This is a genomic window from Streptomyces filipinensis (genome assembly GCF_014649495.1).
GTDB lineage: Bacteria > Actinomycetota > Actinomycetes > Streptomycetales > Streptomycetaceae > Streptomyces > Streptomyces filipinensis.
The window spans coordinates 377,054-399,269 of record NZ_BMTD01000004.1; the positions used below are offsets into that span (position 1 = coordinate 377,054).

Below are 22,216 nucleotides of genomic sequence, written 5' to 3' on the forward strand. Positions count from 1 at the left end.
CAGGGAGGGCGCCCTGCGCTTTGTCCGCCTGCGCTCTCTGCGCCCGCGGGGAGTCACGCCGTCTGCCCGCGGGCGGGATCGGTCGGGGTGCGAATCAGCCCGGGCGCGGGGGGAGTTCGGGACGGGAGCGGTCGGGGAGGTCCTCGTACGCCGGGGGTGTCGCGGCCGGGTTGGCGGTCAGGAGGTCCAGGGCCAGTTCGATGGCGGCGTCCATCTCGACGTGGCGGCCCTCGGCCCAGTCCAGGGGGGTGCGCAGGCTCTCCACGTCCGGGGCGACGCCGTGGTTCTCCACGGACCAGCCGTAGGCGTCGAACCAGGCCGCGTTCATCGGCACCGTGATGACGGTGCCGTCGCCCAGCCGGTGGCGGCCGGTCATGCCGACCACGCCGCCCCAGGTGCGCTGGCCGACGACCGGCCCGAGCTTCAGCAGCTTGAACGCAGCCGTGATCATGTCGCCGTCCGACGACGTCGCCTCGTCGGCGAGGGCCACGACCGGACCCCTCGGCGCGTTGGACATGTACGACACCGGTTGCGCGTCCCTCGTCAGGTCCCAGCCCAGGATGGTCCGGGTCAGCTTCTCGATGACGAGTTCGCTGATGTGCCCGCCCGCGTTGCCGCGCACGTCCACGATCAGGGCCGGCAGGGACACCTCCATGCGCAGGTCGCGGTTGAACTGGGCCCAGCCGGAGCCCCCCATGTCGGGGATGTGCAGATAGCCGCACTTGCCGCCGCTCAACTCCCGTACGACGGCCCGGCGTTTGGCGACCCAGTCCTGGTAGCGCAGCGGCCGCTCGTCGACGAGCGGGACGACGGCGACCCGGCGGGCCCGGCCCGGCTCGCCTTCCGGCGGGGTGAAGGTCAGCTCCACGGTCGTACCGCCCGACCCGGCGAGAAGCGGGTACGGACCGGTCACCGGATCGACGGGACGGCCGTCGACGTGGGTGAGGACGGCGCCCTCGCGGATGCCGGTGCCGGCCAGCGGTGAGCGGGCCTTGGAGTCGGAGGAGTCGCCGGGCAGGATGCGCTTGACCGTCCAACGGCCGTCCCGTGACACGAGGTTGGCGCCGAGGAGGCCTTGCCAGCGCTGGTAGTGGGCCGGGCCCTCGTTGCGGCGGGCGGCGGTGACGTAGGCGTGCGAGGTGCCCAGTTCGCCCAGGACCTCGCGCAGGAGATCGGCGAACTCGTCGGGGGAGGCGACCCGTTCGACGAGGGGGCGGTACTGGTCGAGCACCGCGTCCCAGTCGATGCCGCTCATGCCCGGGTCCCAGAAGTAGGCGCGGATGATCCGGCCGGCCTCGTCGTAGGCCTGGCGCCACTCGGCGGGCGGGTCGACCACGTGGAGGATGCGGCGCAGGTCGATCCAGACGGTCGTGTCGCTGTCGCCCAGCTCCGTGGAGGGCACCGCGCGCAGGTCGCCCTCGTCGACGACGACCAGGCGGGTGCCGTCGCCGCTGACCGCGAACCAGTCCAGGTGGTCGACCAGTTCGGACTTCTTCGCCTTGGTGATGTTGAAGTACTCCAGGGTCGGGCGGCTGGTGGTGTCGGCCGGGTTGGCGAAGGTCTCGCCGAGCGCGCCGGAGATGGGCCAGCGCAGCCAGACCAGGCCGCCGCCGGCGACCGGGTGCAGCGCGGAGTACTTGGAGGCGATCACCGGGAACGGGGTGACCCGCATGGCCAGGCCCTCCGCCTCCACGGTCACCGTGCCGGCCTCGCCGGTCTCCTCGTCCTCGGCCGGGTCGAGCCCGCCGGCCGCCGGACGGCCCTCGGGGTTCAGGGCGAAGGGGGAGGGGGTCGCCGAGCTCAGCGGGACGAGGTACGGGCGGCAGCCGAGCGGGAAGGACAGGTCGCCGGTGTGGACGTCGTAGACGGGGTCGAAGCCGCGCCAGGAGAGGAAGGCGAGATAGCGGCCGTCGCGGGTGAAGACGGGGTTCTCGTCCTCGAAGCGGCCGTTGGTCACGTCCACGACGAGCCGGTCCTTGATGCGGGCCAGCTTGATCTGGCGCAGGGAGCGGCCGATGCCCGGGTGCGACCAGGTGATCCAGGCGCCGTCCGGGGAGAAGGCGAGGTCGCGGACGGGCCCGTTGACGGAGCGGATCAGCTCGGTGACCCGGCCTCCGGCGGTTTCGCCGGCCCCGGTGCCCCGCGCGCCGGCATCCGCCGCGGGCCCTGCGGCGCCACCGTCGCCCTCCGGGGCCTCCCCGCCCTGCCCGCCCGCCGGAACCTCTCCGCCCTCCCCGCCCTCCTGGACCTCCCCGCCCTCCTGGACCTCCCCGCCCTCCTGGACCTCCCCGCTCGCCGGGCCCTCCGTGTCCGCCGTCACGTCGATCAGCAGCAGCCGTCCGTCGTGCGAAGCGATCGCCAGCCGTTCGCCCAGCGGGTCGGAGATCATCTCCAGGACCCGGCCCAGTTGGCCGGAGGCGAGCCGGCGGGGTGCGCGGTCGCCGGTCGCGCGGGGGAGCTGGGCGATCTCGACGGCGTCCTCGCCCTCCGCGTCCGTCACATAGGCCACCTGGCCGGTCGTGCCCAGCATCTCCGGCAGCCGTACCCGCACTCCGGGCGGGTCGGTGATCGTACGGGCGGGGCCGTCGCGGTGGGTGAGCCAGTACAGGCTGCCGCGTACGACGACGGCGCTGGCCCGGCCGGTCTCGTCCACGGAGATGCCGTCGACGTTCTGCGCGGCCGGAACCGGGTACCGGCGGCGCCCGGTGGCCGGACCGCTCAGGCGGATCTCCAGCTTGCGCGGTACGCCGCCCGGGGAGAAGTCGTCCACCAGCCACAGGTCGCCCGCGCACTGGTAGACCACACGGTTGCCGTCGCCGGCGGCGTGCCGGGCGTAGAAGGCGTCGTGGTCGGTGTGGCGGCGCAGGTCGGTGCCGTCCTGGGCACAGGAGTAGAGGTTGCCGACGCCCTCGTGGTCGGAGAGGAAGACGATCCGGCCGGCGACGAACATCGGGCTGGCCAGATGGCCGCCGATGCCGGGCACGAGCTGCCGGCCGTGCAGCCAGAGCCGGCCCATGGCGCCGCCGCGGTAGCGCTTCCAGGAGGCCGGTTCGTGCGGCGGGGTGCCGGTGAGCAGCAGGGTCTTGTGCTGTCCGTCGACGTCGGCGACCTGGATGTCGGCGACCGGGCCCCAGGGCAGTTTGCGGCCGGGGTCGCCGTCCGGGGACACCTTGTAGGCCGAGGTGAAGTACGAGAAGGGCTCGCCGTGCGAGGCGACGGCCAGGATGTCGCCCTCGGGGGTCCAGCCGCAGACCTGGGTGTCGGCGCTGCCCCAGTACGTCAGCTGCCGCGCGGGACCGCCGTCGACGTCGATCAGGTGGATCTCGGGCACCAGGCTGCGCCAGCTCGTGTACGCGATGCGGCGGCCGTCGGGCGAGAAACGCGGGTGCCCGTCCTTCGTACGGTCCGCCGTGAGCCGCCAAGGCCTGCCCGGGGCGTCGAGGGGGGCCAGCCACAGGTCGTCCTCGGCCACGAAGCACAGCAGGTCGCCGCTGAGGTGGGGGAAGCGCAGATAGCTCACCTCCCCATGCTTTTCCGCCCGCTGGGGCACAGCAACTTATGAGCGCTTCACAGGCGTGACCCAGCACACGTACGAAACTGTTTCGTTTCGAACGGTCTCAGGGTATCTTCATGGTGTACGAAGCAGCAGGAGGATCCGGAGCGGAGGGTGAGTGGCATGACCGAGGCCGTCGCAGCGGCACGTCGCAGCCGGATCACGCCCGAGCGCGAGGCCGAGTTGTACGAGGCCGTGCTCGACCTGCTCCGGGAGGTCGGCTACGACGCCCTGACCATGGACGCCGTCGCCGCCCGCACCCGGTCCAGCAAGGCCACGCTCTACCGCCAGTGGGGCGGCAAGGCCGAGCTGGTGGCGAAGGCGGTGCGGCACAGCAAGCCCGGCGGCTCCGCCGACGAGGTCGACACCGGGTCGCTCAGAGGTGACCTGCACGCCCTCACCCTGCGTTCGGACGACTGCGAGATGGAGCAGAACTCCGCGCTGATGCGGGGTCTGGCGATGGCCGTCCACGGCAATCCCGACCTCCTGCGGGCGTTCAGGGACCATCTCATCGAGCCGGAGATGGCGGAGTTCCGCCGTGTGCTGCAGCGGGCGATCGACCGGGGCGAGGTCCGTGCGGACAACCCCGCGATCGACTACGTGATGCACATGATGATCGGCGGGTTCGCGGCCCGTTCGCTCATCGACGAGCAGCCGCCGACCCAGGCCTTCCTCCTGTCGTACATCGACGCCGTGGTCCTCCCCGCCCTCGGCGCCACCACCAGCTGATCCCTTCAGATCCCCGAGCAAGCCCACCACCTGACGTCACCGCTCACGTCGTCGGGCTGATCACCCCTGCCCTGATGAACCCCACGACCTGACCGGGAGTACGCCTCCGTGGCCACGTTTCTGTACAGACTCGGCCGTCTCGCCTTCCGGCGACGGCACTTCGTCGCCCTCATATGGGTCGCGCTGCTCACCCTCGCCGGGGTGGGCGCCGCCTCCGCGCCGGCCGCCGGCAACACGTCCTTCTCCATCCCCGGCACCGAGGCCCAGAAGGCCTTCGACCTGCTGGAACAGCGCTTCCCCGGCATGAGCGCCGACGGCGCCACCGCGCGCGTCGTCTTCAAGGCGCCCAGCGGCGAGACGATGACCGGCAAGGCCAACAAGGCCACCGTCGAGAAGACGGTGAAGGAGCTGAAGAGCGGCTCCGAGGTCGTCTCCGTCGCCGACCCCTACGCCGGGCACGCCGTCAGCAAGAACGGCACGATCGCCTACGCCTCGGTGAAGTACAAGGTCTCCGGCATGGAGCTGGAGGACTCCTCGAAGGACGCCCTGAAGGAGGCCGCGCAGCACGCGCGGGACGCCGGGCTGACCGTCGAGGTCGGCGGCGACGCGCTCAGCGCGACCCCCGAGACCGGCTCCAGCGAGGTCATCGGCATCGGGATCGCCGCCGTCGTCCTCGTCATCACCTTCGGTTCGCTGCTCGCGGCCGGCTTCCCGCTGCTGACCGCCATCATCGGCGTCGGCATCGGTGTCTCCACGATCACGGCGCTCGCCAGCGCCCTGGATCTCGGCTCCACCACCTCCACCCTGGCGTCGATGATCGGCCTCGCCGTCGGCATCGACTACGCCCTCTTCATCGTCTCCCGCTACCGCGCCGAACTGGCCGAGGGCCGCGAGCGCGAGGAGGCGGCCGGACGGGCCGTCGGCACGGCGGGCTCGGCGGTCGTCTTCGCCGGCCTCACCGTCGTCATCGCCCTGGTCGGCCTGTCGGTCGTCAACATCCCGATGCTGACCAAGATGGGCGTCGCCGCGGCGGGCACGGTCGCCGTCGCCGTCCTCATCGCGCTGACGATGATCCCGGCGCTGCTCGGCTACGCGGGCCGCAGGATCAAGCCGGCCGGCCAGAAGAGCAGGCTGCTCGGCGGCGGCCGTACGCCCAAGGAGCCGGGCCGGCCCAACATGGGCACCCGCTGGGCGAGTTTCGTCGTACGCCGTCCGGTCGCCGTCCTGCTGCTCGGCGTGCTCGGCCTCGGCGCGGCGGCGATCCCGGCCGCCTCCCTGGAGCTGGGTCTGCCCGACGACGGCTCCCAGCCGGTCTCCACCACCCAGCGCCGCGCCTACGACCTCCTCTCCGAGGGCTTCGGACCGGGGTTCAACGGCCCGCTGATGATCGTGGTCGACGCCAAGGACAGCCCCCGTCCCAAGGCCGCCTTCACCGAGGTCGGCGACGAGATCAAGGGCCTGAAGGACGTCGTCACGGTCACTCCGGCGGCGGCCAACCAGGCCGGCGACACCGCGACGATCACCGTCGTGCCGGGGTCCAAGCCGTCCTCGCAGACGACCGAGGACCTGGTGCACGCCATCCGTGACAAGGGCGCGGACATCGCCGAGAAGACCGACTCCAGGGTTCTGGTCACCGGCTCCACGGCGATGAACATCGACGTCTCGCAGAAGCTGAACGACGCGCTGCTGCCCTACCTCGCCCTGGTCGTCGGCCTGGCGTTCCTGCTGCTGATCGTGGTCTTCCGCTCGGTCCTCGTCCCGCTGAAGGCGGCCCTCGGCTTCCTGCTCAGCGTGCTCGCGGCCCTCGGCGCCGTGGTCGCGGTCTTCCAGTGGGGCTGGCTGTCGGGCCTGATGAACGTCGAGCAGACCGGCCCGGTCATGTCGATGATGCCGATCTTCATGGTGGGTGTCGTCTTCGGCCTCGCGATGGACTACGAGGTCTTCCTCGTGACCCGGATGCGGGAGGCGTTCGTCCACGGGGAGAAGCCCAGCCAGGCCGTGGTCACGGGATTCAGGCACGGCGCCCGGGTCGTGACCGCCGCCGCCGTCATCATGATCGCCGTCTTCTCCGGCTTCATCGGCTCCACCGAGTCGATGGTCAAGATGATCGGCTTCGGCCTCGCGACCGCCGTCTTCTTCGACGCGTTCATCGTCCGCATGGCCATCGTCCCGGCGGTGCTCGCGCTGCTCGGCAAGCGGGCCTGGTGGCTGCCGAGGTGGCTCGACCGCGCGCTGCCCAACGTCGACGTGGAGGGCGAGGGCCTGCGCACGGCCGAGGAGCGCAGGGACGCCGACCCCGACGGGGAGAGGGAGCTGGTACGGGTCTGACGTACCGCTCCTGACGGCAGAGCGGCCGGTGAGGGTGCCCGTGGGGACGGGGCCGCACCCTCACCGGCCTTCCGCTGTGCACGGCGAACGTCGCGGCAAAACCCCGTGAGTGCGGCCCCGGCGATGCCGTAGCGTGCCGGGCATGACGACGACAGCCGCCACTGACGCCGACGAGTCCGCAGCCCACCCCCGTCTCGTCGGCGCCGACCTGGCGGACGTTCGCGAGCGGACCGCGTGACGCCGCTCGTCGCGGCCGCCGTCCTGCTCGCCGCCGTGACCCACGCCAGCTGGAACGCCATCGCGCACCGCATCACCGACAAACTGGTGGGGTTCACCCTGATATCCGGGGGCGGGGTGCTGATCGGGCTCGCGATCGCACCGTTCGCGGCCTTCCCGGCAGGGCCCGCCTGGCCGTATCTGCTGGCCTCGGCGGTCGTCCACATCGCCTACTACGCCCTGCTGATGACCTCCTTCCGGCTCGGTGACTTCGGGCAGGCATACCCCATCGCGCGCGGCAGCGCCCCGCTGGTGGTCACCGTGCTGGCCGCCGTCTTCGCGCACGAGGTGCCCGGCAACTGGGCGCTGGCCGGGATCGCCGTGTCCTGCGTCGGGCTCATGGGCGTCAGCCTGTGGGGACTGCGCGGAAGCCGGCCGGACTGGGCGGCGATCGGCGCGGCCTTCGCGACCGGGCTGACGATCGCCGTGTACACGGTGATCGACGGCCTGGGCGTACGGGCCGCGCACACCCCGCTCGGGTACATCGCCTGGCTCATGGCCGTCCAGGGCGTCGTCATCCCGGGCTACATGTACGCACGCGCGCGTGCCGACACCGTCCGGCTGCTCCGGCCCCACGCCACCCTCGGCCTCCTCGGCGCGGCCCTGTCCGTCGCCGCGTACGCCCTCGTGCTGTGGGCCCAGACCCGCGCCGAACTCGCGCCGGTCGCCGCGCTGCGCGAGTCCTCGATCATCGTCGGGGCCGCGATCGGCGCGGTGTTCTTCAAGGAGCGTTTCGGGGCACCCAGAATCGCGGCGGCCGGGCTGCTGGTGGTGGGCATCGGGTTGATGGTGCACGCCGGGTAGGCGGATGGTCCGGTCGGCGGGTGGCCCGGTAGTGGTGGGGGGAAGCACCGGGCAGCGACGGGAACGAAAGGGAGCCGACCATGACCGACAAACCGACCGTCAGCGTTCTGGGCACCGGCATCATGGGGGCCGCGATGGCCCGGAACCTGTGCCGTGCGGGCCTCCAGGTGCGCGTGTGGAACCGTACGCGGGAGAAGGCCGAGCCGCTCGCCGCCGACGGCGCACGGGTCGCCGGCAGCCCCGCCGAGGCCGTCGAGGGCTCCGACGTCGTCCTGACGATGCTGTACGACGGCAACACCGTCCTCGACGTCCTGCGCGAGGCCGCCCCCGCACTGCGACCCGGCACGGTGTGGGCGCAGTGCACCACCGTCGGGACGGACCTGGTCGCCGACCTGGCCGCCTTCGCCCGGGAGCACGGGCTCGTCTTCTACGACGCCCCCGTCCTCGGCACCCGCCGGCCCGCCGAGGACGGCCTGCTGACCGTGCTGGCCGCCGGGCCCGAGGTGGGGCGGGAGACCGTCGAGCCCGTCTTCGCCGCGGTCGGCGCCAAGACCATGTGGACGGGGACCGACGGGGGCGCGGGCAGCGCGAGCCGGCTGAAGCTGGTCACCAACAGCTGGGTGCTCGCCGCCACCGCCGCCGCGGGCGAGGTCCTCGCCCTCTCCCAGGCCCTCGGCGTGGATCCCCAGGGTTTCTTCGACCTGATCGAGGGCGGCCCGCTCGACATGGGCTACCTGCGGGCCAAGGCCGCGCTGGTGCTCGACGGCAGGCTGTCCCCGGCGTCGTTCGCGGTGGCCACCGCCGAGAAGGACGCCCGTCTCATCGTCCAGGCCGGTGAGCGCGGCGGCGTACGGCTGGACGTCGCCGCCGCGACCGCGGAACGGCTGGCCCGTGCCGCCGCCCAGGGCCACGCGGACGAGGACATGGCCGCCGCGTACTTCGCCAGCTTCGACGACGGGCAGCAGGACGGGACGCCGGGCCGCCGGCCGCCGGCGTCGACATGACGGGCCGGGGTGCCGGGGGCACCCTGGAAGCAGCGGTTCTCGGAGGTGATCGTCATGATGCACACCACTGTCGGATGGCACGTCGAGCTGGAGTTCATGGAGGATGCCGACCACACGCGTGCGGCGGCCCTGGTGCGCCTGCCCGACGGCAGCGAGGTACGGGCGCACGGCCACGCCACCCGGCACCGTGTCGACGCCAACCAGCCCCGGGTCGGGGAGGAGATCGCCGGCGCACGTGCCCTCAACGAACTGGCCATGCAACTGCTGACCAAGGCCCACGACGAGATCGACGCGGAGTCCGGACGGACCTCGCACACGATCAACGTGTGACGGCGCGCGGCCCTATCCGAGAGCCGTGCGTACCGCCCGCACCAGCGCCTGCGCCCGCGGGTCCGCCGTCACGCTCTTGCGGAAGCCGTTGGTGACGTAGCCGAAGGCGATGCCGGTCTCCGGGTCGGCGAAGGCCAGGGCGCCACCACGGCCCGGGTGACCGAAGGAGCCGGGGGAGAGCAGCGGGGACGCCGCTCCGTGCAGCATGTAGCCGAGGCCGAACCGGGTGCCGACCACCAGGACCCGGTCCGGTCCGGCGGACCGCTCGGCGCGGGCCAGTTCCCTCGTCTCAGGGCTGAACAGGCGGGTGCCGCCGTCCACCTCGCCGATGAGCGAGGCGTAGAAGCGGGCCAGGCCGTCAGCGGTGGCGATGCCGTTGGAGGCGGGCAGGGCGGCCGCGCGGTAGGCGGCGTCGTTCTCGTCGGGCAGCGGGGTGATCGCGGCGAACGCGCGCCGGGTCAGCGACTCCGGGTCGGCGTAGGCCTCGGCCACCGCGCGCTTGGGACGGGTCTTCAGGCCGCCCACGGCCTCGGGCGCCGCGGCCGGGCCGACGCGGCCCACGCGCGCGTGCTCCGACTCCGGCAGGCCGAGCCACAGGTCCGCGCCGACGGGACCCGCGATCTCGTCCGCGATCCACGCCCCGACCGGACGCCCGGTGATCCGCCGGATCAGTTCGCCGGTGAGCCAGCTGTAGGTCTGGGCGTGGTAGCCGTGGCCCGTGCCCGGCTCCCACACCGGAGCCTGTGCGGCGACGGCCGCGGCGCCCAGGTCGGGGTCGGCGGCCTCGGCGGGGGTCAGCGGGCGGTCCAGGACGGGCACCCCCGCGCGGTGCGCGAGCAGGTGCCGGACGAGGGTGTGCTCCTTGCCGGCCGCCTTGTACTCGGGCCAGTACGCGCCGACCGGGGCGTCCAGGTCCAGCTCGCCGCGCTGGTGCAGGAGCAGGAGCGCGGCGGCGGCGACGCCCTTCGTCGCCGAGCGCACGATCTGCGCGGTCCCGGGCTCCCACGGGGCCGTACCGGCTGTGCCGTCGACGTCCTTGGCGCCGGCCCACAGGTCGACGACCCTGTGCCCGTCGCGGTAGACGGCGACGGCCGCGCCGCGTTCCCCGAGCAGGGTGAAGTTCGCTGCGAACGCCTCCCTGACCGGCTCGAAGCCCTCGGCCACTGTGCCGTTCACGTCCACGCCCGCCGTCCTTTCGCTCACTGCCCCGTCGCCTGTGACAGTGGGTGCAACGCGGGCTGTGTGCCTGTGATTCCTCGGCGGGATCAGCCCAGGAGGATCGTTACGTCGATGTTGCCGCGTGTCGCGTTGGAGTATGGGCAGACCTCGTGGGCCGCGTCCACCAGCTGGGCCGCCAGGTCCGGGTCCAGGACCGGCAGGGAGACGCTGAGGGCGACCGCGAGGCCGTAGCCGCGGTGCCCGTTCGGGCCGATGCCGACCTTGGCGGCCACCGTGGAGCCGGTCAGGTCGTAGCCCGCGCGGTTGCCGACGAGGATCAGCGCGTTGTGGAAGCAGGAGCTGTAGCCGGCCGCGAAGAGCTGTTCCGGATTGGTGCCGTTGCCGTCGCCGCCCAGCTCCGGGGGCATCGCGACCTTCAGTTCGAGCTGGCCGTCCTGGCTGGTGACATAGCCGTCGCGGCCGCCGTGGGCGGTGGCCTCGGCGACGTACATGATCTTCGTCGGACGGGTGTCGACAGTGGTGTCCTCGGTCATGGCCGGCCTCCCCCGGAACAAGTGGCGCACAAGTACATCGTGCACAAGGTACTGGCCGGTAGGTCAGCAGGGTCCACGCGGGGGTCGCAACCGGGGGTAACGCGAGATCGGCGCGGGAGGGTCCGGGGCGGGACGGTGTGCGGGATCAGCGCCGGTCGGCCGCGTCGGCGCGTTCGGTCAGCGCCCACAACTCCTCGCGCAACCGCACGACGTCCTGCGCGTCGAGGCCTGTCGTGGAGAGCAGCGCACCCGGCACGCGCGCCGCGCGCTCCCTCAGTTCCTCGCCGCGCCCCGTGCACGCGACAAGCACCGAGCGCTCGTCGCCGGCCGCGCGCTCCCTGCGTACCAGGCCCGCGCCCTCCAGTCGCTTGAGCAACGGGGAGACGGTCCCGTAGTCCAGCCGCAGGGAGCGCGCCAGTTCCTTCACGCTGGTCTCGCCGCGCTCCCACAGCACCAGCAGCACGAGGTACTGGGGATAGGTGAGCCCGAGGTCGTCCAGCAGCGGACGGTAGGCGGCGGTCACGGCGCGCTGGGCGGCGTACAGCGCGAAGCACAGCTGGTCGTCCAGCAGCAGCGACCCCTCGACGGCGCGGTCCTCGTTCGTCACCCGCCCATTGTCACGGACGTCGGATCGAAGCCGAACGGCAGCTCCAGCCGGTGGGCCCGCATCAGCTCGTCGTCCGAGAGCAGCCCGGCGGTCGGGCCGTCGGCCGCGATCACGCCGTCGCTGAGGATCAGCGAGCGCGGGCACAGCTCCAGGGCGTAGGGCAGGTCGTGGGTGACCATGAGGACGGTGACGTCCAGGGAGCGCAGGATGTCGGCGAGCTCGCGGCGGGAGGCCGGGTCGAGGTTGGACGACGGCTCGTCGAGGACGAGGATCTCCGGCTCCATGGCGAGCACGGTGGCCACGGCCACGCGCCTTCGCTGTCCGAAGGACAGGTGGTGCGGCGGACGGCCGGCGAAGTCCTGCATGCCGACCCGCTCCAGGGCGGTGCGCACCCGCTCCTCCAGCGCGGCGCCCCTGATCCCGGCGGCGGCCGGCCCGAACGCCACGTCCTCCCGCACGGTCGGCATGAACAGCTGGTCGTCCGGGTCCTGGAAGACGATGCCGACCTTCTGCCGGACGGCGGCCATGTGCTGCTTGCCGACGGGCAGTCCGGCCACCGTCACCGTGCCCGTGCCGCCGCCCAGGATGCCGTTGAGGTGCAGCACCAGGGTGGTCTTGCCCGCCCCGTTGGGGCCGAGCAGGGCGACCCGCTCCCCGCGCGTGATCGAGAAGTCGACACCGAACAGGGCCTGGTGGCCGTCGGGGTAGGCGAAGGCGAGGCCGGAGACCTCCAGCGAAGCGGTACTCACAGGATCCATCCCAGCAGACAGACGACGAGGGCGGCGCAGGGGAGCGTGAGGGCGTGCCGCCACTGCGCGCCGGACGCGGTCACCTCGTCGATGACCGGCATGGAACCGGCGTAGCCGCGGCTCACCATGGCCAGGTGCACGCGCTCCCCGCGCTCGTAGGAGCGGATGAACAGCGCGCCGGCGGACTTGGCGAGGACACCCCAGTGACGTACGCCCCTGGCCTCGAAGCCGCGCGACTCGCGGGCGATCCGCATCCGGCGCATCTCGTCGGTGATGACGTCACCGTAGCGGATCATGAAGGAGGCGATCTGGACCAGCAGCGGTGGGAGCCGCAACCGCTGCAGGCCCAGCAGGAGTTCGCGCAACTCGGTGGTGGCTGCCAGCAGTACGGAGGCGGCGACGCCGAGCGTGCCCTTGGCGAGCACGTTCCAGGCGCCCCACAGGCCGTTCACGCTCAGCGAGAGGCCGAGCGCATGCACCCGCTCGCCCTCCGCCACGAACGGCATGAGCACCGCGAACGCCACGAACGGCACCTCGATCAGCAGCCGCCTGAGCAGGAACGCGGCGGGTACGCGCGCGTGGGCCGCGACGGCGGCGAGCAGGACGGCGTACCCCGCGAACGCCCACATCGCCTCGCGCGGGGTCGACACGACGACCACCACGAACAGGAAGGCGGCGGCGAGCTTGGTGTGCGGCGGCAGGCCGTGCACGGGCGAGTGCCCGTGCCGGTACAGCCTGTGCGCGTGTCCGGCCCCCATGTCACAGCCCCGTGTCGACGGGCGAGACGTCCTCGGGCCGGCGCCGGCGCAGCGCCCAGAACACCGCGCTGCCGGCCACGACCGTGACGCCGACACCGATCACCCCCGCGAGGCCGCCGGACAGACGGGCGTTCGAGACGTTCCTGACGCCGTAGTCGGCGAGCGGGGAGTCGGCGGCGGCGTGCTTCTCCGCCTTCCGGTCGATCCCCTGGTCGTGCGCGACCTTCTCCAGGCCGTCAGGGTTCGCGGAGGCGTAGAAGCTGACGAATCCGGCGAGGACGAGGGAGGTGACCAGGCCCGTCGCCCACAGTGTGCGCCGCGAGGTGCGCGCCGCCGCGGGCGTGCGGGCCGCGACGGGCGCCGGCGCGTCCACCAGCACGCCGTCCACGCGCAGCTTGAGCCGCTGCCGCAGGCCGCGCGCGCCGTGCACGAGATCCGGGCGTACGGCGATCACGGCGCTCACCGTGAGCGCGGTGATGACGGCCTCGCCGACGCCGATCAGGACATGGACGCCGATCATCGCCGTCGCGACCTTGCCGAGGGAGACGTCGGTCGTCCCGCCGACCGCGTACAGGAGCGTGAAGACGACCGCGGCGGCCGGTACGGACACCAGCGCGGCGACGAAGGAGGCGACGGTCACCGAGCGCCGCTTGCGGGGCAGGACGGCGAGCAGCGCGCGGAAGACGGCGTACGAGACGACCGTCGTGGTGATCGCCATGTCGGTGATGTTCACGCCGAGCGCGGTGAGCCCGCCGTCCGCGAACAGCACACCCTGCATGAGCAGCACCACGGAGACACAGAGCACGCCCGTGAACGGCCCGACCAGGATCGCGGCGAGCGCTCCGCCCAGCAGATGGCCGCTTGTTCCGGCCGCCACGGGGAAGTTGAGCATCTGTACGGCGAAGATGAACGCCGCCACCAGGCCGGCCAGCGGGGCCGTCCGCTCGTCGAGCTCGCGGCGGGCGCCGCGCAGGCTCACCGCGAGGGCGCCGGCGGCGACCACTGCGGTGACGGCTGAGGTGGGGGCGTCGATGAATCCGTCAGGTACGTGCACCGGACGATTTTAGGCCCTTGTTGCGAACACTTTGCAAGAACCAGTCGGTCGTGCGGCGGTTTCCACGGGGGCGGGCACGCTTCGGCAGGCGAGAAACGGAATATGTGCGACATTGGAGAGCAAGCGGATGCACATCTTTCGCATAGGTCACTCAGCGTGAAGGGGCGATCCGATGTCTGTGGTCGAGCAGTACGCGCGCGCCCATATCGTCACGGACGAGGAGGACCCGGGGGCCGTACCGGTGGTACTCCGCTACGACCCTGACTCCGATCCACGGTCGGTACGGGTCGGCCTGCCCGGCCCGCACGAGTGGACGTTCTCCCGCGCGCTGCTGGAACGCGGGCTGCGGTCACCGGCCGAGAGCGGCGCGGTACGGGTGTGGCCGTGCGGCCGCGTCCAGGCCGTCGTCGAGTTCCATTCCGACAACGGTGTCGAGGTCGTCCAGTTCGACTCGAAGGCCCTGCTCAGATTCCTGCGCCGGACCTACACCGCGGGACCCGTACGGACCTGATCAGCCGCCCGTCTTCAGCAGGGTCGCCACGATCGGACCGGCCGTGTCGCCGCCGTGGCCGCCCGCCTGCACCACGCCCGCGGCGGCCAGGTCGCCCTTGAAGGCGGTGAACCAGCCGTTCGGCTTCTTCTGCCCGTCGACCTCGGCGGAGCCCGTCTTCGCGCCGTAGTCCCCGCTCATGCCCGCCATCGCCTTGGCGGCCGTGCCGTAGTCCGCCGTGAACCGCATGACGTCCTTCAGCTGGGACCGCGTCGTCGAGGACATGGTGTGCGCCGCCTTCGCCAGCGTGCGGTGGTCCACCTCGGGAGCCACCAGGTACGGCTGGTGGAAGGCGCCCGAGGCGACCGTCGCCGCCACGGACGCCATGTTGAGCGGGTTCATGCGCACCCCGCCCTGCCCGATCAGCGAGGCGCCCATCTGCGCGCCGCTCTGCACCGGGACGGAACCGTCGAACGAGGGGACGCCGATGGCCCAGTTGTCCATGCCGAGGCCGTAGACCTGCTGGGCCTCCTTCGTCAGGTCGCCGTTCGACAGCTTCGGCGCGAAGTTGATGAAGGCGTTGTTGCAGGAGGCTCCGAAGCTCTGCTTGAACGTGCCCTTCTTGATCTCGGAGTCGTCGTCGTTGTGGAACGTCCAGCCGGCCAGCTTGTACGTCTTGGGGCACGGGTGCGACGCGTCGGGGGTGACGAGCTTCTTCTCGAACAGCATCGTCGACGTCACGATCTTCATCGTGGAGCCCGGTGCGAGGGAGCCCTGGAAGGCGACGTTGAAGCCGTGCCCGCTGTTGGCGACCGCGAGGATCTCCCCGGTCGAGGGCCGCACGACGACCACGGACGCCCGCGCCCGCTTGCCGACCTGCTGCTCGGCCGCCGCCTGCAGGGTGGGGCTCAGCGTCGTCTTCACCGTGCCCGGGGTGCCCTTGCTCAGCTCCACGAGCGTCTTGTCGGACAGCTCGGCCTTCTGCGCCGCCTTGCCGCGCACCACGCGCAGCTCGACGCCCGCCTTGCCGCCCGCCGTCTTGCCGTACTTCTCGCGCAGCCCGTCCAGCACCGTGCCCAGCGACGGGTACGTGGCGGTCGTCAGCTCGCCGCCGTCACGGTCCAGCGCCTTGATCGGCGGCGTGCCGGACGCGCCGGTGACCAGGGTGTCCCCGTCCTTCAGGTCCGGGTGGACGACCGAGGAGTGCCAGTCGACCAGCGGCTTGCCGTCGCTCGCCCGCCGCACCACGGTGAGCGCGCTGTCGTACGCCAGCGGCTTGCTGAGGCTGTGGTACGACACCGTCGCCTTGACGGAGAACGGCACCTCGGTGCCCTTGGCCGCGCCCGGCGTGAGGGTGACGCCCTTCACGGACGCGTCCTTGGTGAAGCCGGTGAGCAGCTTGACGGCGGCGGAGGCGTCGTCGGTGGCGGCCGCCGCCTCGGTGAGCCTGCCGTGCTGCCACGCGGTGAGAAAACGGCTGGAGACCGTGCGGACCTCGGCGGCGCTGAGCGGGCCGGTCTTGACCGCCTTGTGGCCGGCCGCGGCGGAGGCGCGCTCGTCGGCCGCGGCACCGCCGTCGTACAGCGCGTAGACGCCGAACCCGGCGCCGCCGAGGACCAGGGCGATCATCCCGCCGAGCACGACGGGACTGGTCGTCTTCCGCCGCTCGGCGACGCGCCTTCTCTTGCCCACAGCCTCAGTTCCTCCGTACGTTCCCCAGGCTCCCCGCAGCCCTCACACACCCCAACGACGGCACTCACCTTAAAGTCCCCACCTCAGAGGGTGACGTCGGCGGCGGATCCGTAGCAGGCTTGCGACAATCCGACTAGACCCAGGTGTCCAGCCACATCCGCGACCGCCACGAGTCGATGGGGATCGCGGTGCCCGTGTACAGGGGCCAGAAGTAGATGAAGTTCCAGGCGATCAGCAGCACCAGCACGCCCGCCGCGGACGCGCCGATCACCCGGCGGGTGTCGGAGGAGCCCGGCGGCCCGATGATCGCGCCGATCATCATCGCCACCGCCAGACACAGGAACGGCAGGAAGACGACCGCGTAGAAGAGGAAGATCGTCCGCTCCTGGTACAGGAACCAGGGCAGATAGCCGCCCGCGATCCCGCACGCCACGGCACCGGCCCGCCAGTCGCGGCAAAACGCCCACCGCCACAGCACGTAGAGGATCGCGAAGCAGGCCGCCCACCACAGCAGCGGGGTGCCGATCGCCAGCACCTCACGGGCGCACTTCTGGCCGGCGTCGGCCGGGCAGCCGTCCGCGCCGGGGTTGGGGGACTCGTAGAAGTACGACACCGGGCGGCCCAGCACGATCCAGCTCCACGGGTTGGACTGGTAGGTGTGCGGGGACGTCAGGCCGACGTGGAACTCGTACACCTCGTGCTCGTAGTGCCACAGACTGCGCAGCCAGTCCGGCAGGAAGGTCCAGCTGCCGCCCTTGCCGTCGGTGGCCGCCCAGTTGCGGAAGTAGCCGCCCGTGCCGTCCGCCGGGGAGAGGATCCAGCCGGTCCAGGAGGCCAGGTAGACGGCGATCGCCACGGGGACCGTCGCCAGGAAGGCGATGCCCGTGTCGTACTTCAGGGCCGCCGCGTACGGGCGCAGGGCGCCCGCGGTCCTGCGGGCGCCGACGTCCCACAGCACCGCCATCACACAGAACGCGGCCAGGATGTACAGGCCGTTCCACTTCGTGCCGACGGCCAGGCCCAGCATCAGCCCGGCCGCCCAGCGCCAGGGCCGCAGACCGAGACGGAACGTGTCGGCCACGTCCGCGTCCGGGCGGACCCGGCCGTCCGGGCCGGCCGGCAGCGCGGCGGCCAGCCTCTCCCGCGACCGGTCCCGGTCGACGACCAGACAGCCGAACGCGGCCACCACGAAGAACATCAGCACGCCGTCGAGCAGCGAGGTCCGGCTCATCACGAAGTGCAGGCCGTCCACCGCCATCAGCGCGCCCGCGAGGCAGCCGAGGAAGGTCGAGCGGAACAACCGGCGCCCGATCCGGCACAGCAGCAGGACGGAGAGGGTGCCCAGCAGCGCGGTCATGAACCGCCAGCCGAACGGGTCGAACCCGAACACCAGCTCGCCGAGCCCGATGACGTACTTGCCGACCGGCGGGTGCACGACGTACGCCGCGTCCGTCGGGATCGCGAGGTGGCCGTGCGTCTGCAGCACCAGGTCGTTGGCGTTCTTGTCCCAGTTGACCTCGTAGCCGCGGTGGACGAGCGCCCAGGCGTCCTTGGCGTAGTACGTCTCGTCGAATATCACCGCGCGCGGGCTGCCCAGGTTCCAGAACCGCATCAGGCCCGCCATCAGCGTCACCAGCAGCGGACCGCCCCAGCCCGACCAGCGGGTGATCCGCTCGGCGAGGACCGGCGGCACGCCGAGCGCCCGCCACAGCCGGGGGCCCGGCTCGGCGTACGGGGGCACCAGCCGGTCGCGTACGTCGCCCCCGGGGGCGTCCTCGGCCGGAACGTACCCGAATCGGCGCAGCCGCTGCCGCCACGACGGCCGCTGGTCGTGCGGCGCCTGGCCCTGCCGGAGGTCCATGGAGGACGCGGTATCGGTCACCGCGCCATCGTAGGGAACGGTTCTGTGCGAGTCCCGTGCATGTGCCGTACCGGTCGGCGGGCGGCCGCTCCCGGCAGGGCTGTCAGTGGTTCCTGGGAGGATGGAGGGCGTGACTGGAACCCTTGTCCTCGCAGGTACCCCCATCGGCGACATCGCGGACGCGCCGCCCCGGCTGGCCGAGGAGCTGGCCCGCGCCGACGTGGTCGCCGCCGAGGACACCCGGCGGCTGCGCCGGCTCACCCAGGCCCTCGGCGTCACGCCGAAGGGCCGCGTGGTGTCGTACTTCGAGGGCAACGAATCCGCCCGTACGCCGGAGCTGGTCGACGAGCTGCTCGGCGGCGCGCGCGTGCTGCTCGTGACCGACGCCGGGATGCCGTCGGTGTCCGACCCGGGCTACCGGCTGGTCGCGGCCGCCGTGGAGCGGGACATCCGGGTCACCGCCGTGCCGGGACCGTCCGCCGTGCTCACCGCGCTCGCCCTGTCCGGGCTCCCCGTCGACCGGTTCTGCTTCGAGGGCTTCCTGCCGCGCAAGGCGGGCGAGCGGCTGTCCCGGCTGCGTGAGGTCGCGGGCGAGCGGCGCACCCTCGTCTACTTCGAGGCCCCGCACCGGCTCGACGACACCCTCGCCGCGATGGCCGAGGTCTTCGGCGCGGACCGGCGGGCCGCCGTGTGCCGGGAGCTGACCAAGACGTACGAGGAGGTCCGGCGCGGTCCGCTGGCCGAGCTGGCGCGGTGGGCCGCGGAGGGCGTCCGCGGGGAGATCACCGTCGTGGTCGAGGGGGCGCCCGAGGCCGGGCCGGAGGAACTCGACGCGGAGGAGCTGGTGCGCCGGGTGCGCGTGCGGGAGGAGGCCGGGGAGCGGCGCAAGGAGGCGATCGCCGCGGTCGCGGTGGAGGCGGGGGTGCCGAAGCGGGTCGTCTTCGATGCGGTGGTCGCCGCCAAACGTGCCGGTGAGTGAGGCGTGTCCGGCCGGGTAGCGGCCGCCGGGTTTCGCTCCGCCGCGGGGCGCGGGTCGTTTTCGGTTGCTCGCGCCCACGCGGCGGAGCCGCCTGCCGATACCGGCCCGCCCCTCTTCGGAGAGCTACGGAAACCCCCTCTGAGCAGGGCTGTTCTCGTGTGAGCGAATGGGCCATGGAACGGCAAAAGGCTGTCGCCGAAAGCAAAGCCCGCGGGGGGTGGAGAGGGCGTTTTCTGCAAGGAACTGCCAAATCGCCTCCAACACTCGACAGCCCTGATGCGTTCACGTCGGCAGAAGAGTCCACTGGTCGAAGAGACGCCCCGTTGCGGGGCGTTTGTCCAGCGGAACAAGAGGAGCTGGCATGAGTGAGATCGCAGGGCAGTCCGGCCTCCGCGGTACGGCGACAGCCGTCGTTCACGAGTCGTATTCGTTTGCCTGCATGCGATGCGGGCACGGCTGGGAGCAGTCGTACGAGATAGAGCACCACACGGACGCCGAAGGGCAGGAGTTCGTGCTGTACGTGGCCGACGGCCGGGTCGTGCCGTCGCCACTGAGCCGGCCCAGCTGCCACAACTGCGACGGCCACGTCGTGCGGATCATGCGCGCCGGGCAGGTCTCCTCGGTGCGCGGCGCCGCGGAGCGGCACCACAGCGTGCCGCAGGCGGGCCCGGTCGAGGCGCCGGAGGTGCCCGCGTCGCCCAAGGAACCGCACCACTGGCACCTGTCCGATCTCCTGCACCCCTTCCAGCGCAAGGCGAGCTGAGCGGATCGCCGGCCGCGGCGGACATGCCCCTTTCGTAGGATCGGGGCATGCCTTCGAACGCCGGTCAGACCGCCAAGGGCGACAAGAACACAGCGCCGCCGCTTCCGGCACCGCTGCGGGTTCCGGTCGCCGACTCCCACACGCACCTCGACATGCAGTCCGGCACGGTCGAGGAGGGCCTCGCGAAGGCCGCGTCCGTGGGGGTGACGACGGTCGTGCAGGTCGGCTGCGACATCAAGGGCTCGCGCTGGGCCGCCGAGACCGCGGCCGCGTACGACAGCGTCCACGCCGCCGTCGCCCTCCACCCCAACGAGGCGCCGCGCATCGTCCACGGTGACCCCGACGGCTGGTCGCGGCGGGGCGCCCGGCAGCCGGGCGGCGACGCGGCGCTGGACGAGGCCCTCGCCGAGATCGACCGGCTCGCCGGACTGCCCCAGGTGAAGGGCGTCGGGGAGACCGGGCTGGACCACTTCCGCACCGGGCCCGAGGGCAAGGCCGCCCAGGAGCGGTCCTTCCGCGCCCACATCGAGATCGCCAAGCGGCACGGCAAGGCGCTCGTCATCCACGACCGCGACGCGCACGCCGACGTCCTGCGCGTCCTGAAGGAGGAGGGCGCCCCCGGGCGCACCGTCTTCCACTGCTACTCCGGCGACGCCGAGATGGCGGAGATCTGCGCCCGCGAGGGCTACTTCATGTCCTTCGCCGGCAACGTCACCTTCAAGAACGCCCAGAACCTCCGGGACGCCCTCGCCGTCGCCCCGCTGGAGCTGGTCCTCGTGGAGACCGACGCGCCGTTCCTGACGCCCGCGCCCTACCGCGGCCGGCCCAACGCCCCGTACCTCGTCCCGGTCACGGTCCGTGCCATGGCCGCCGTGCGCGGCATCGACGAGGACGCGCTGGCGACGGCCCTCGCCGCCAACACCGCGCGCGCCTTCGGCTACTGAGTCCCAGTTCGACCAGCACGCCGCGATCCCCTGTTCGAGCGGCGAGCGCGCGCTCGCCGGGCAACAGTACGTAGTCGCGTCGCTTTGGAGAGTGACGGTCGCTCCGCTAGGTTCTGGGGGCCCGATCCGGACCCCTCTGGCACCTCTGGAGCGTGTCGGCGTGAGCAAGTCGCAGTACGAGACGTTCGAGACGTGGGGGACGTACGATCCGTACGGCCCCGGCGCCTCCGTGTACACCGCGGACACCCAGCCGTATGGGCTGTACGAGGACACCTACCGGCCCGCGTACGAGGCGCAGGCGTACTTCGTCACCGAGCCGGTGCTGCCCCGGCAGGGCGTGCGCGTGCCGCAGGCCGGGGGCGCGCCGCAGGCCCGGAGCGCGCCGGACGAGGACGGGGTGCCCGGACCCGAGGTACCCGCCGGAGCGGGCGGCCGGGCCGCGCGCCGACGCAGGGGGCGCTGTGCCGAGCGCCCGGAGTCCGCCGTGCGCCGCCTGCTGCCGCAGGCCCTGGTCGTGGCCTTCCTCGCCGGCGGCACCACCGCGTTCGTCGCCAAGGACAAGGCGGTCGAGCTGACCGTCGAGGGCAAGCAGCGCACCCTGCACACCTTCGCCGACGACGTCAGCGAGCTGCTCGCCGAGGAACGCGTGCCCGTGGGAGCGCACGACGTGATCGCGCCCGCCCCCGGTACGGCGCTCGCCAGCGGTGACACGGTCGCCGTGCGCTACGGGCGCCCCGTCCGGCTCACCCTGGACGGCCAGCAGCACGAGGTGTGGACGACGGCGCACACGGTGGAAGGGGCCCTGGACGAGCTGGGGGTGCGCGCGGAGGGCGCGTACCTGTCCACCTCGCGCTCCCGGAACATCGGACGCGCCGGGCTCACGCTCGACGTGCGCACCGAGCGCGCCGTCACGGTCATGGCCGACGGCCGGACCCGCACCCTGCGCACCAACGCCGCCACCGTCCGCGAGGTCATCGAGGAGGCCGGGATCGGCCTGCACGGCCAGGACATCACCTCCGTGCCGCTCGACAGCTTTCCGCGGGACGGGCAGACGGTGACCGTGCTACGCGTCAGCGGCACCCGGGAGATCCACGACGAACAGATCCCCTTCGCGGTGGAGCGCGCCGAGGACCCCACCCTCTTCAAGGGCACCGAGGTCGTCGTCCAGGCGGGCCGGCCCGGACTGCGGCGCGACACCTACCTCCTGCGCATCGTCAACGGCGTACGGGAGAAACCGCGCCGGGAGACCTCCGAGGTGGTGCGCAAGCCGCGCAAGCAGATCGTGAAGGTGGGCACCAAGCCGCTGCCGCCCTCGGTGGCCGGCGCCGACCACCTGAACTGGCACGGGCTCGCCGCCTGCGAGTCCGGTGGCCGCCCGACCGCGGTCGACCCCTCCGGGACGTACGGGGGCCTCTACCAGTTCGACACGCGCACCTGGCACAGCCTCGGCGGCAACGGACGCCCCCAGGACGCCACGGCGGAGGAGCAGACGTTCCGCGCGAAGAAGCTGTACACGCGGCGCGGGTCGACGCCCTGGCCGCACTGCGGGGCCAAGCTGCACGGCTGACGCCGGGGCGCGGCGG

19 protein-coding genes are annotated in these 22,216 nt (G+C 72.4%); 10 read left to right on the forward strand and 9 right to left on the reverse strand.

Annotated elements, in window-relative coordinates:
• Positions 1-94 precede the first annotated feature (94 nt).
• Positions 95-3,520, reverse strand: a complete 3,426-nt coding sequence (locus IE244_RS12670) for a S41 family peptidase (RefSeq protein ID WP_191873502.1) — start codon at positions 3,518-3,520, stop codon at positions 95-97.
• 156 nt (positions 3,521-3,676) lie between these two features.
• Between IE244_RS12670 and IE244_RS12675 the strand changes: the two genes are divergently transcribed.
• From IE244_RS12675 to IE244_RS12695, 5 genes are all read left to right on the forward strand, one after another.
• Positions 3,677-4,282: a TetR/AcrR family transcriptional regulator gene (locus IE244_RS12675; RefSeq protein WP_191873504.1), complete on the forward strand. Its 606-nt coding sequence runs from the start codon at positions 3,677-3,679 to the stop codon at positions 4,280-4,282.
• A 108-nt stretch (positions 4,283-4,390) separates the two neighbouring features.
• On the forward strand, positions 4,391-6,610 hold the full coding sequence (locus IE244_RS12680; protein ID WP_191873506.1) for an MMPL family transporter: 2,220 nt from the start codon (positions 4,391-4,393) through the stop codon (positions 6,608-6,610).
• 234 nt (positions 6,611-6,844) lie between these two features.
• Positions 6,845-7,690 (forward strand): EamA family transporter, encoded by an 846-nt coding sequence (locus IE244_RS12685; protein ID WP_191873508.1) that lies wholly within the window; start codon positions 6,845-6,847, stop codon positions 7,688-7,690.
• Positions 7,691-7,770: 80 nt separating this feature from the next.
• On the forward strand, positions 7,771-8,694 hold the full coding sequence (locus tag IE244_RS12690) for an NAD(P)-dependent oxidoreductase (RefSeq protein WP_191873510.1): 924 nt from the start codon (positions 7,771-7,773) through the stop codon (positions 8,692-8,694).
• Positions 8,695-8,748: 54 nt separating this feature from the next.
• Positions 8,749-9,024, forward strand: a complete 276-nt coding sequence (locus IE244_RS12695) for a DUF1876 domain-containing protein (protein WP_031169699.1) — start codon at positions 8,749-8,751, stop codon at positions 9,022-9,024.
• A 12-nt stretch (positions 9,025-9,036) separates the two neighbouring features.
• Here the strand turns inward: IE244_RS12695 and IE244_RS12700 are convergent, their stop codons facing one another.
• The 6 genes from IE244_RS12700 to IE244_RS12725 all read right to left on the reverse strand — a co-directional run bounded on the left by IE244_RS12700 (position 9,037) and on the right by IE244_RS12725 (position 13,904).
• Entirely contained in the window at positions 9,037-10,206 is a 1,170-nt protein-coding gene (locus tag IE244_RS12700) for a serine hydrolase domain-containing protein (RefSeq protein ID WP_191873512.1), read from the reverse strand.
• Positions 10,207-10,289: 83 nt separating this feature from the next.
• Positions 10,290-10,736 (reverse strand): organic hydroperoxide resistance protein, encoded by a 447-nt coding sequence (locus IE244_RS12705; RefSeq protein WP_191873514.1) that lies wholly within the window; start codon positions 10,734-10,736, stop codon positions 10,290-10,292.
• A 145-nt stretch (positions 10,737-10,881) separates the two neighbouring features.
• Positions 10,882-11,343, reverse strand: a complete 462-nt coding sequence (locus IE244_RS12710) for a MarR family winged helix-turn-helix transcriptional regulator (protein ID WP_191873516.1) — start codon at positions 11,341-11,343, stop codon at positions 10,882-10,884.
• Entirely contained in the window at positions 11,340-12,101 is a 762-nt protein-coding gene (locus IE244_RS12715) for an energy-coupling factor ABC transporter ATP-binding protein (RefSeq protein ID WP_191873518.1), read from the reverse strand. The genes IE244_RS12710 and IE244_RS12715 overlap by 4 nt, the downstream gene beginning before the upstream one ends.
• On the reverse strand, positions 12,089-12,850 hold the full coding sequence (gene cbiQ / locus IE244_RS12720) for a cobalt ECF transporter T component CbiQ (RefSeq protein WP_191873520.1): 762 nt from the start codon (positions 12,848-12,850) through the stop codon (positions 12,089-12,091). The genes IE244_RS12715 and cbiQ overlap by 13 nt, the downstream gene beginning before the upstream one ends.
• A gap of 1 nt (position 12,851) precedes the next feature.
• A complete protein-coding gene (locus tag IE244_RS12725; protein WP_191873522.1) occupies positions 12,852-13,904 on the reverse strand; it encodes an energy-coupling factor ABC transporter permease in 1,053 nt (350 codons plus the stop codon).
• A gap of 172 nt (positions 13,905-14,076) precedes the next feature.
• On the opposite strand from IE244_RS12725, the gene IE244_RS12730 reads away from it, so the two are divergent.
• On the forward strand, positions 14,077-14,415 hold the full coding sequence (locus tag IE244_RS12730; protein WP_191873524.1) for an SsgA family sporulation/cell division regulator: 339 nt from the start codon (positions 14,077-14,079) through the stop codon (positions 14,413-14,415).
• Here the strand turns inward: IE244_RS12730 and IE244_RS12735 are convergent, their stop codons facing one another.
• Both IE244_RS12735 and IE244_RS12740 read right to left on the reverse strand, forming a co-directional pair.
• The gene (locus IE244_RS12735; RefSeq protein WP_191873526.1) at positions 14,416-16,086 is read right to left on the reverse strand and encodes a penicillin-binding transpeptidase domain-containing protein; all 1,671 of its coding nucleotides are present in this window, start codon (positions 16,084-16,086) and stop codon (positions 14,416-14,418) included.
• A 133-nt stretch (positions 16,087-16,219) separates the two neighbouring features.
• On the reverse strand, positions 16,220-17,968 hold the full coding sequence (locus tag IE244_RS12740; RefSeq protein WP_191873528.1) for a dolichyl-phosphate-mannose--protein mannosyltransferase: 1,749 nt from the start codon (positions 17,966-17,968) through the stop codon (positions 16,220-16,222).
• A gap of 109 nt (positions 17,969-18,077) precedes the next feature.
• On the opposite strand from IE244_RS12740, the gene rsmI reads away from it, so the two are divergent.
• From rsmI to IE244_RS12760, 4 genes are all read left to right on the forward strand, one after another.
• Positions 18,078-18,926 carry a 16S rRNA (cytidine(1402)-2'-O)-methyltransferase gene (gene rsmI / locus IE244_RS12745; RefSeq protein WP_191873530.1) on the forward strand — a complete coding sequence of 283 codons (849 nt, stop codon included), beginning with the start codon at positions 18,078-18,080 and terminating at the stop codon, positions 18,924-18,926.
• Positions 18,927-19,287: 361 nt separating this feature from the next.
• On the forward strand, positions 19,288-19,689 hold the full coding sequence (locus tag IE244_RS12750) for a hypothetical protein (RefSeq protein WP_031169720.1): 402 nt from the start codon (positions 19,288-19,290) through the stop codon (positions 19,687-19,689).
• Positions 19,690-19,736: 47 nt separating this feature from the next.
• Positions 19,737-20,633, forward strand: coding sequence for a TatD family hydrolase (locus tag IE244_RS12755; RefSeq protein ID WP_191873532.1), 897 nt, complete (start codon positions 19,737-19,739; stop codon positions 20,631-20,633).
• A 160-nt stretch (positions 20,634-20,793) separates the two neighbouring features.
• Positions 20,794-22,200: a resuscitation-promoting factor gene (locus tag IE244_RS12760; protein WP_191873534.1), complete on the forward strand. Its 1,407-nt coding sequence runs from the start codon at positions 20,794-20,796 to the stop codon at positions 22,198-22,200.
• Positions 22,201-22,216: the final 16 nt, after the last annotated feature.

Excerpts from the sequence above, each read along its gene's own strand:
- IE244_RS12675 (WP_191873504.1), top strand. The coding sequence starts at position 3,677 with ATGACCGAGGCCGTCGCAGCGGCACGTCGCAGCCGGATCACGCCCGAG.
- IE244_RS12690 (WP_191873510.1), top strand. The coding sequence starts at position 7,771 with ATGACCGACAAACCGACCGTCAGCGTTCTGGGCACCGGCATCATGGGG.
- IE244_RS12695 (WP_031169699.1), top strand. The coding sequence starts at position 8,749 with ATGATGCACACCACTGTCGGATGGCACGTCGAGCTGGAGTTCATGGAG.
- IE244_RS12705 (WP_191873514.1), bottom strand. The coding sequence starts at position 10,736 with ATGACCGAGGACACCACTGTCGACACCCGTCCGACGAAGATCATGTAC.
- IE244_RS12715 (WP_191873518.1), bottom strand. The coding sequence starts at position 12,101 with ATGGATCCTGTGAGTACCGCTTCGCTGGAGGTCTCCGGCCTCGCCTTC.
- cbiQ (WP_191873520.1), bottom strand. The coding sequence starts at position 12,850 with ATGGGGGCCGGACACGCGCACAGGCTGTACCGGCACGGGCACTCGCCC.
- IE244_RS12730 (WP_191873524.1), top strand. The coding sequence starts at position 14,077 with ATGTCTGTGGTCGAGCAGTACGCGCGCGCCCATATCGTCACGGACGAG.
- IE244_RS12750 (WP_031169720.1), top strand. The coding sequence starts at position 19,288 with ATGAGTGAGATCGCAGGGCAGTCCGGCCTCCGCGGTACGGCGACAGCC.
- IE244_RS12755 (WP_191873532.1), top strand. The coding sequence starts at position 19,737 with ATGCCTTCGAACGCCGGTCAGACCGCCAAGGGCGACAAGAACACAGCG.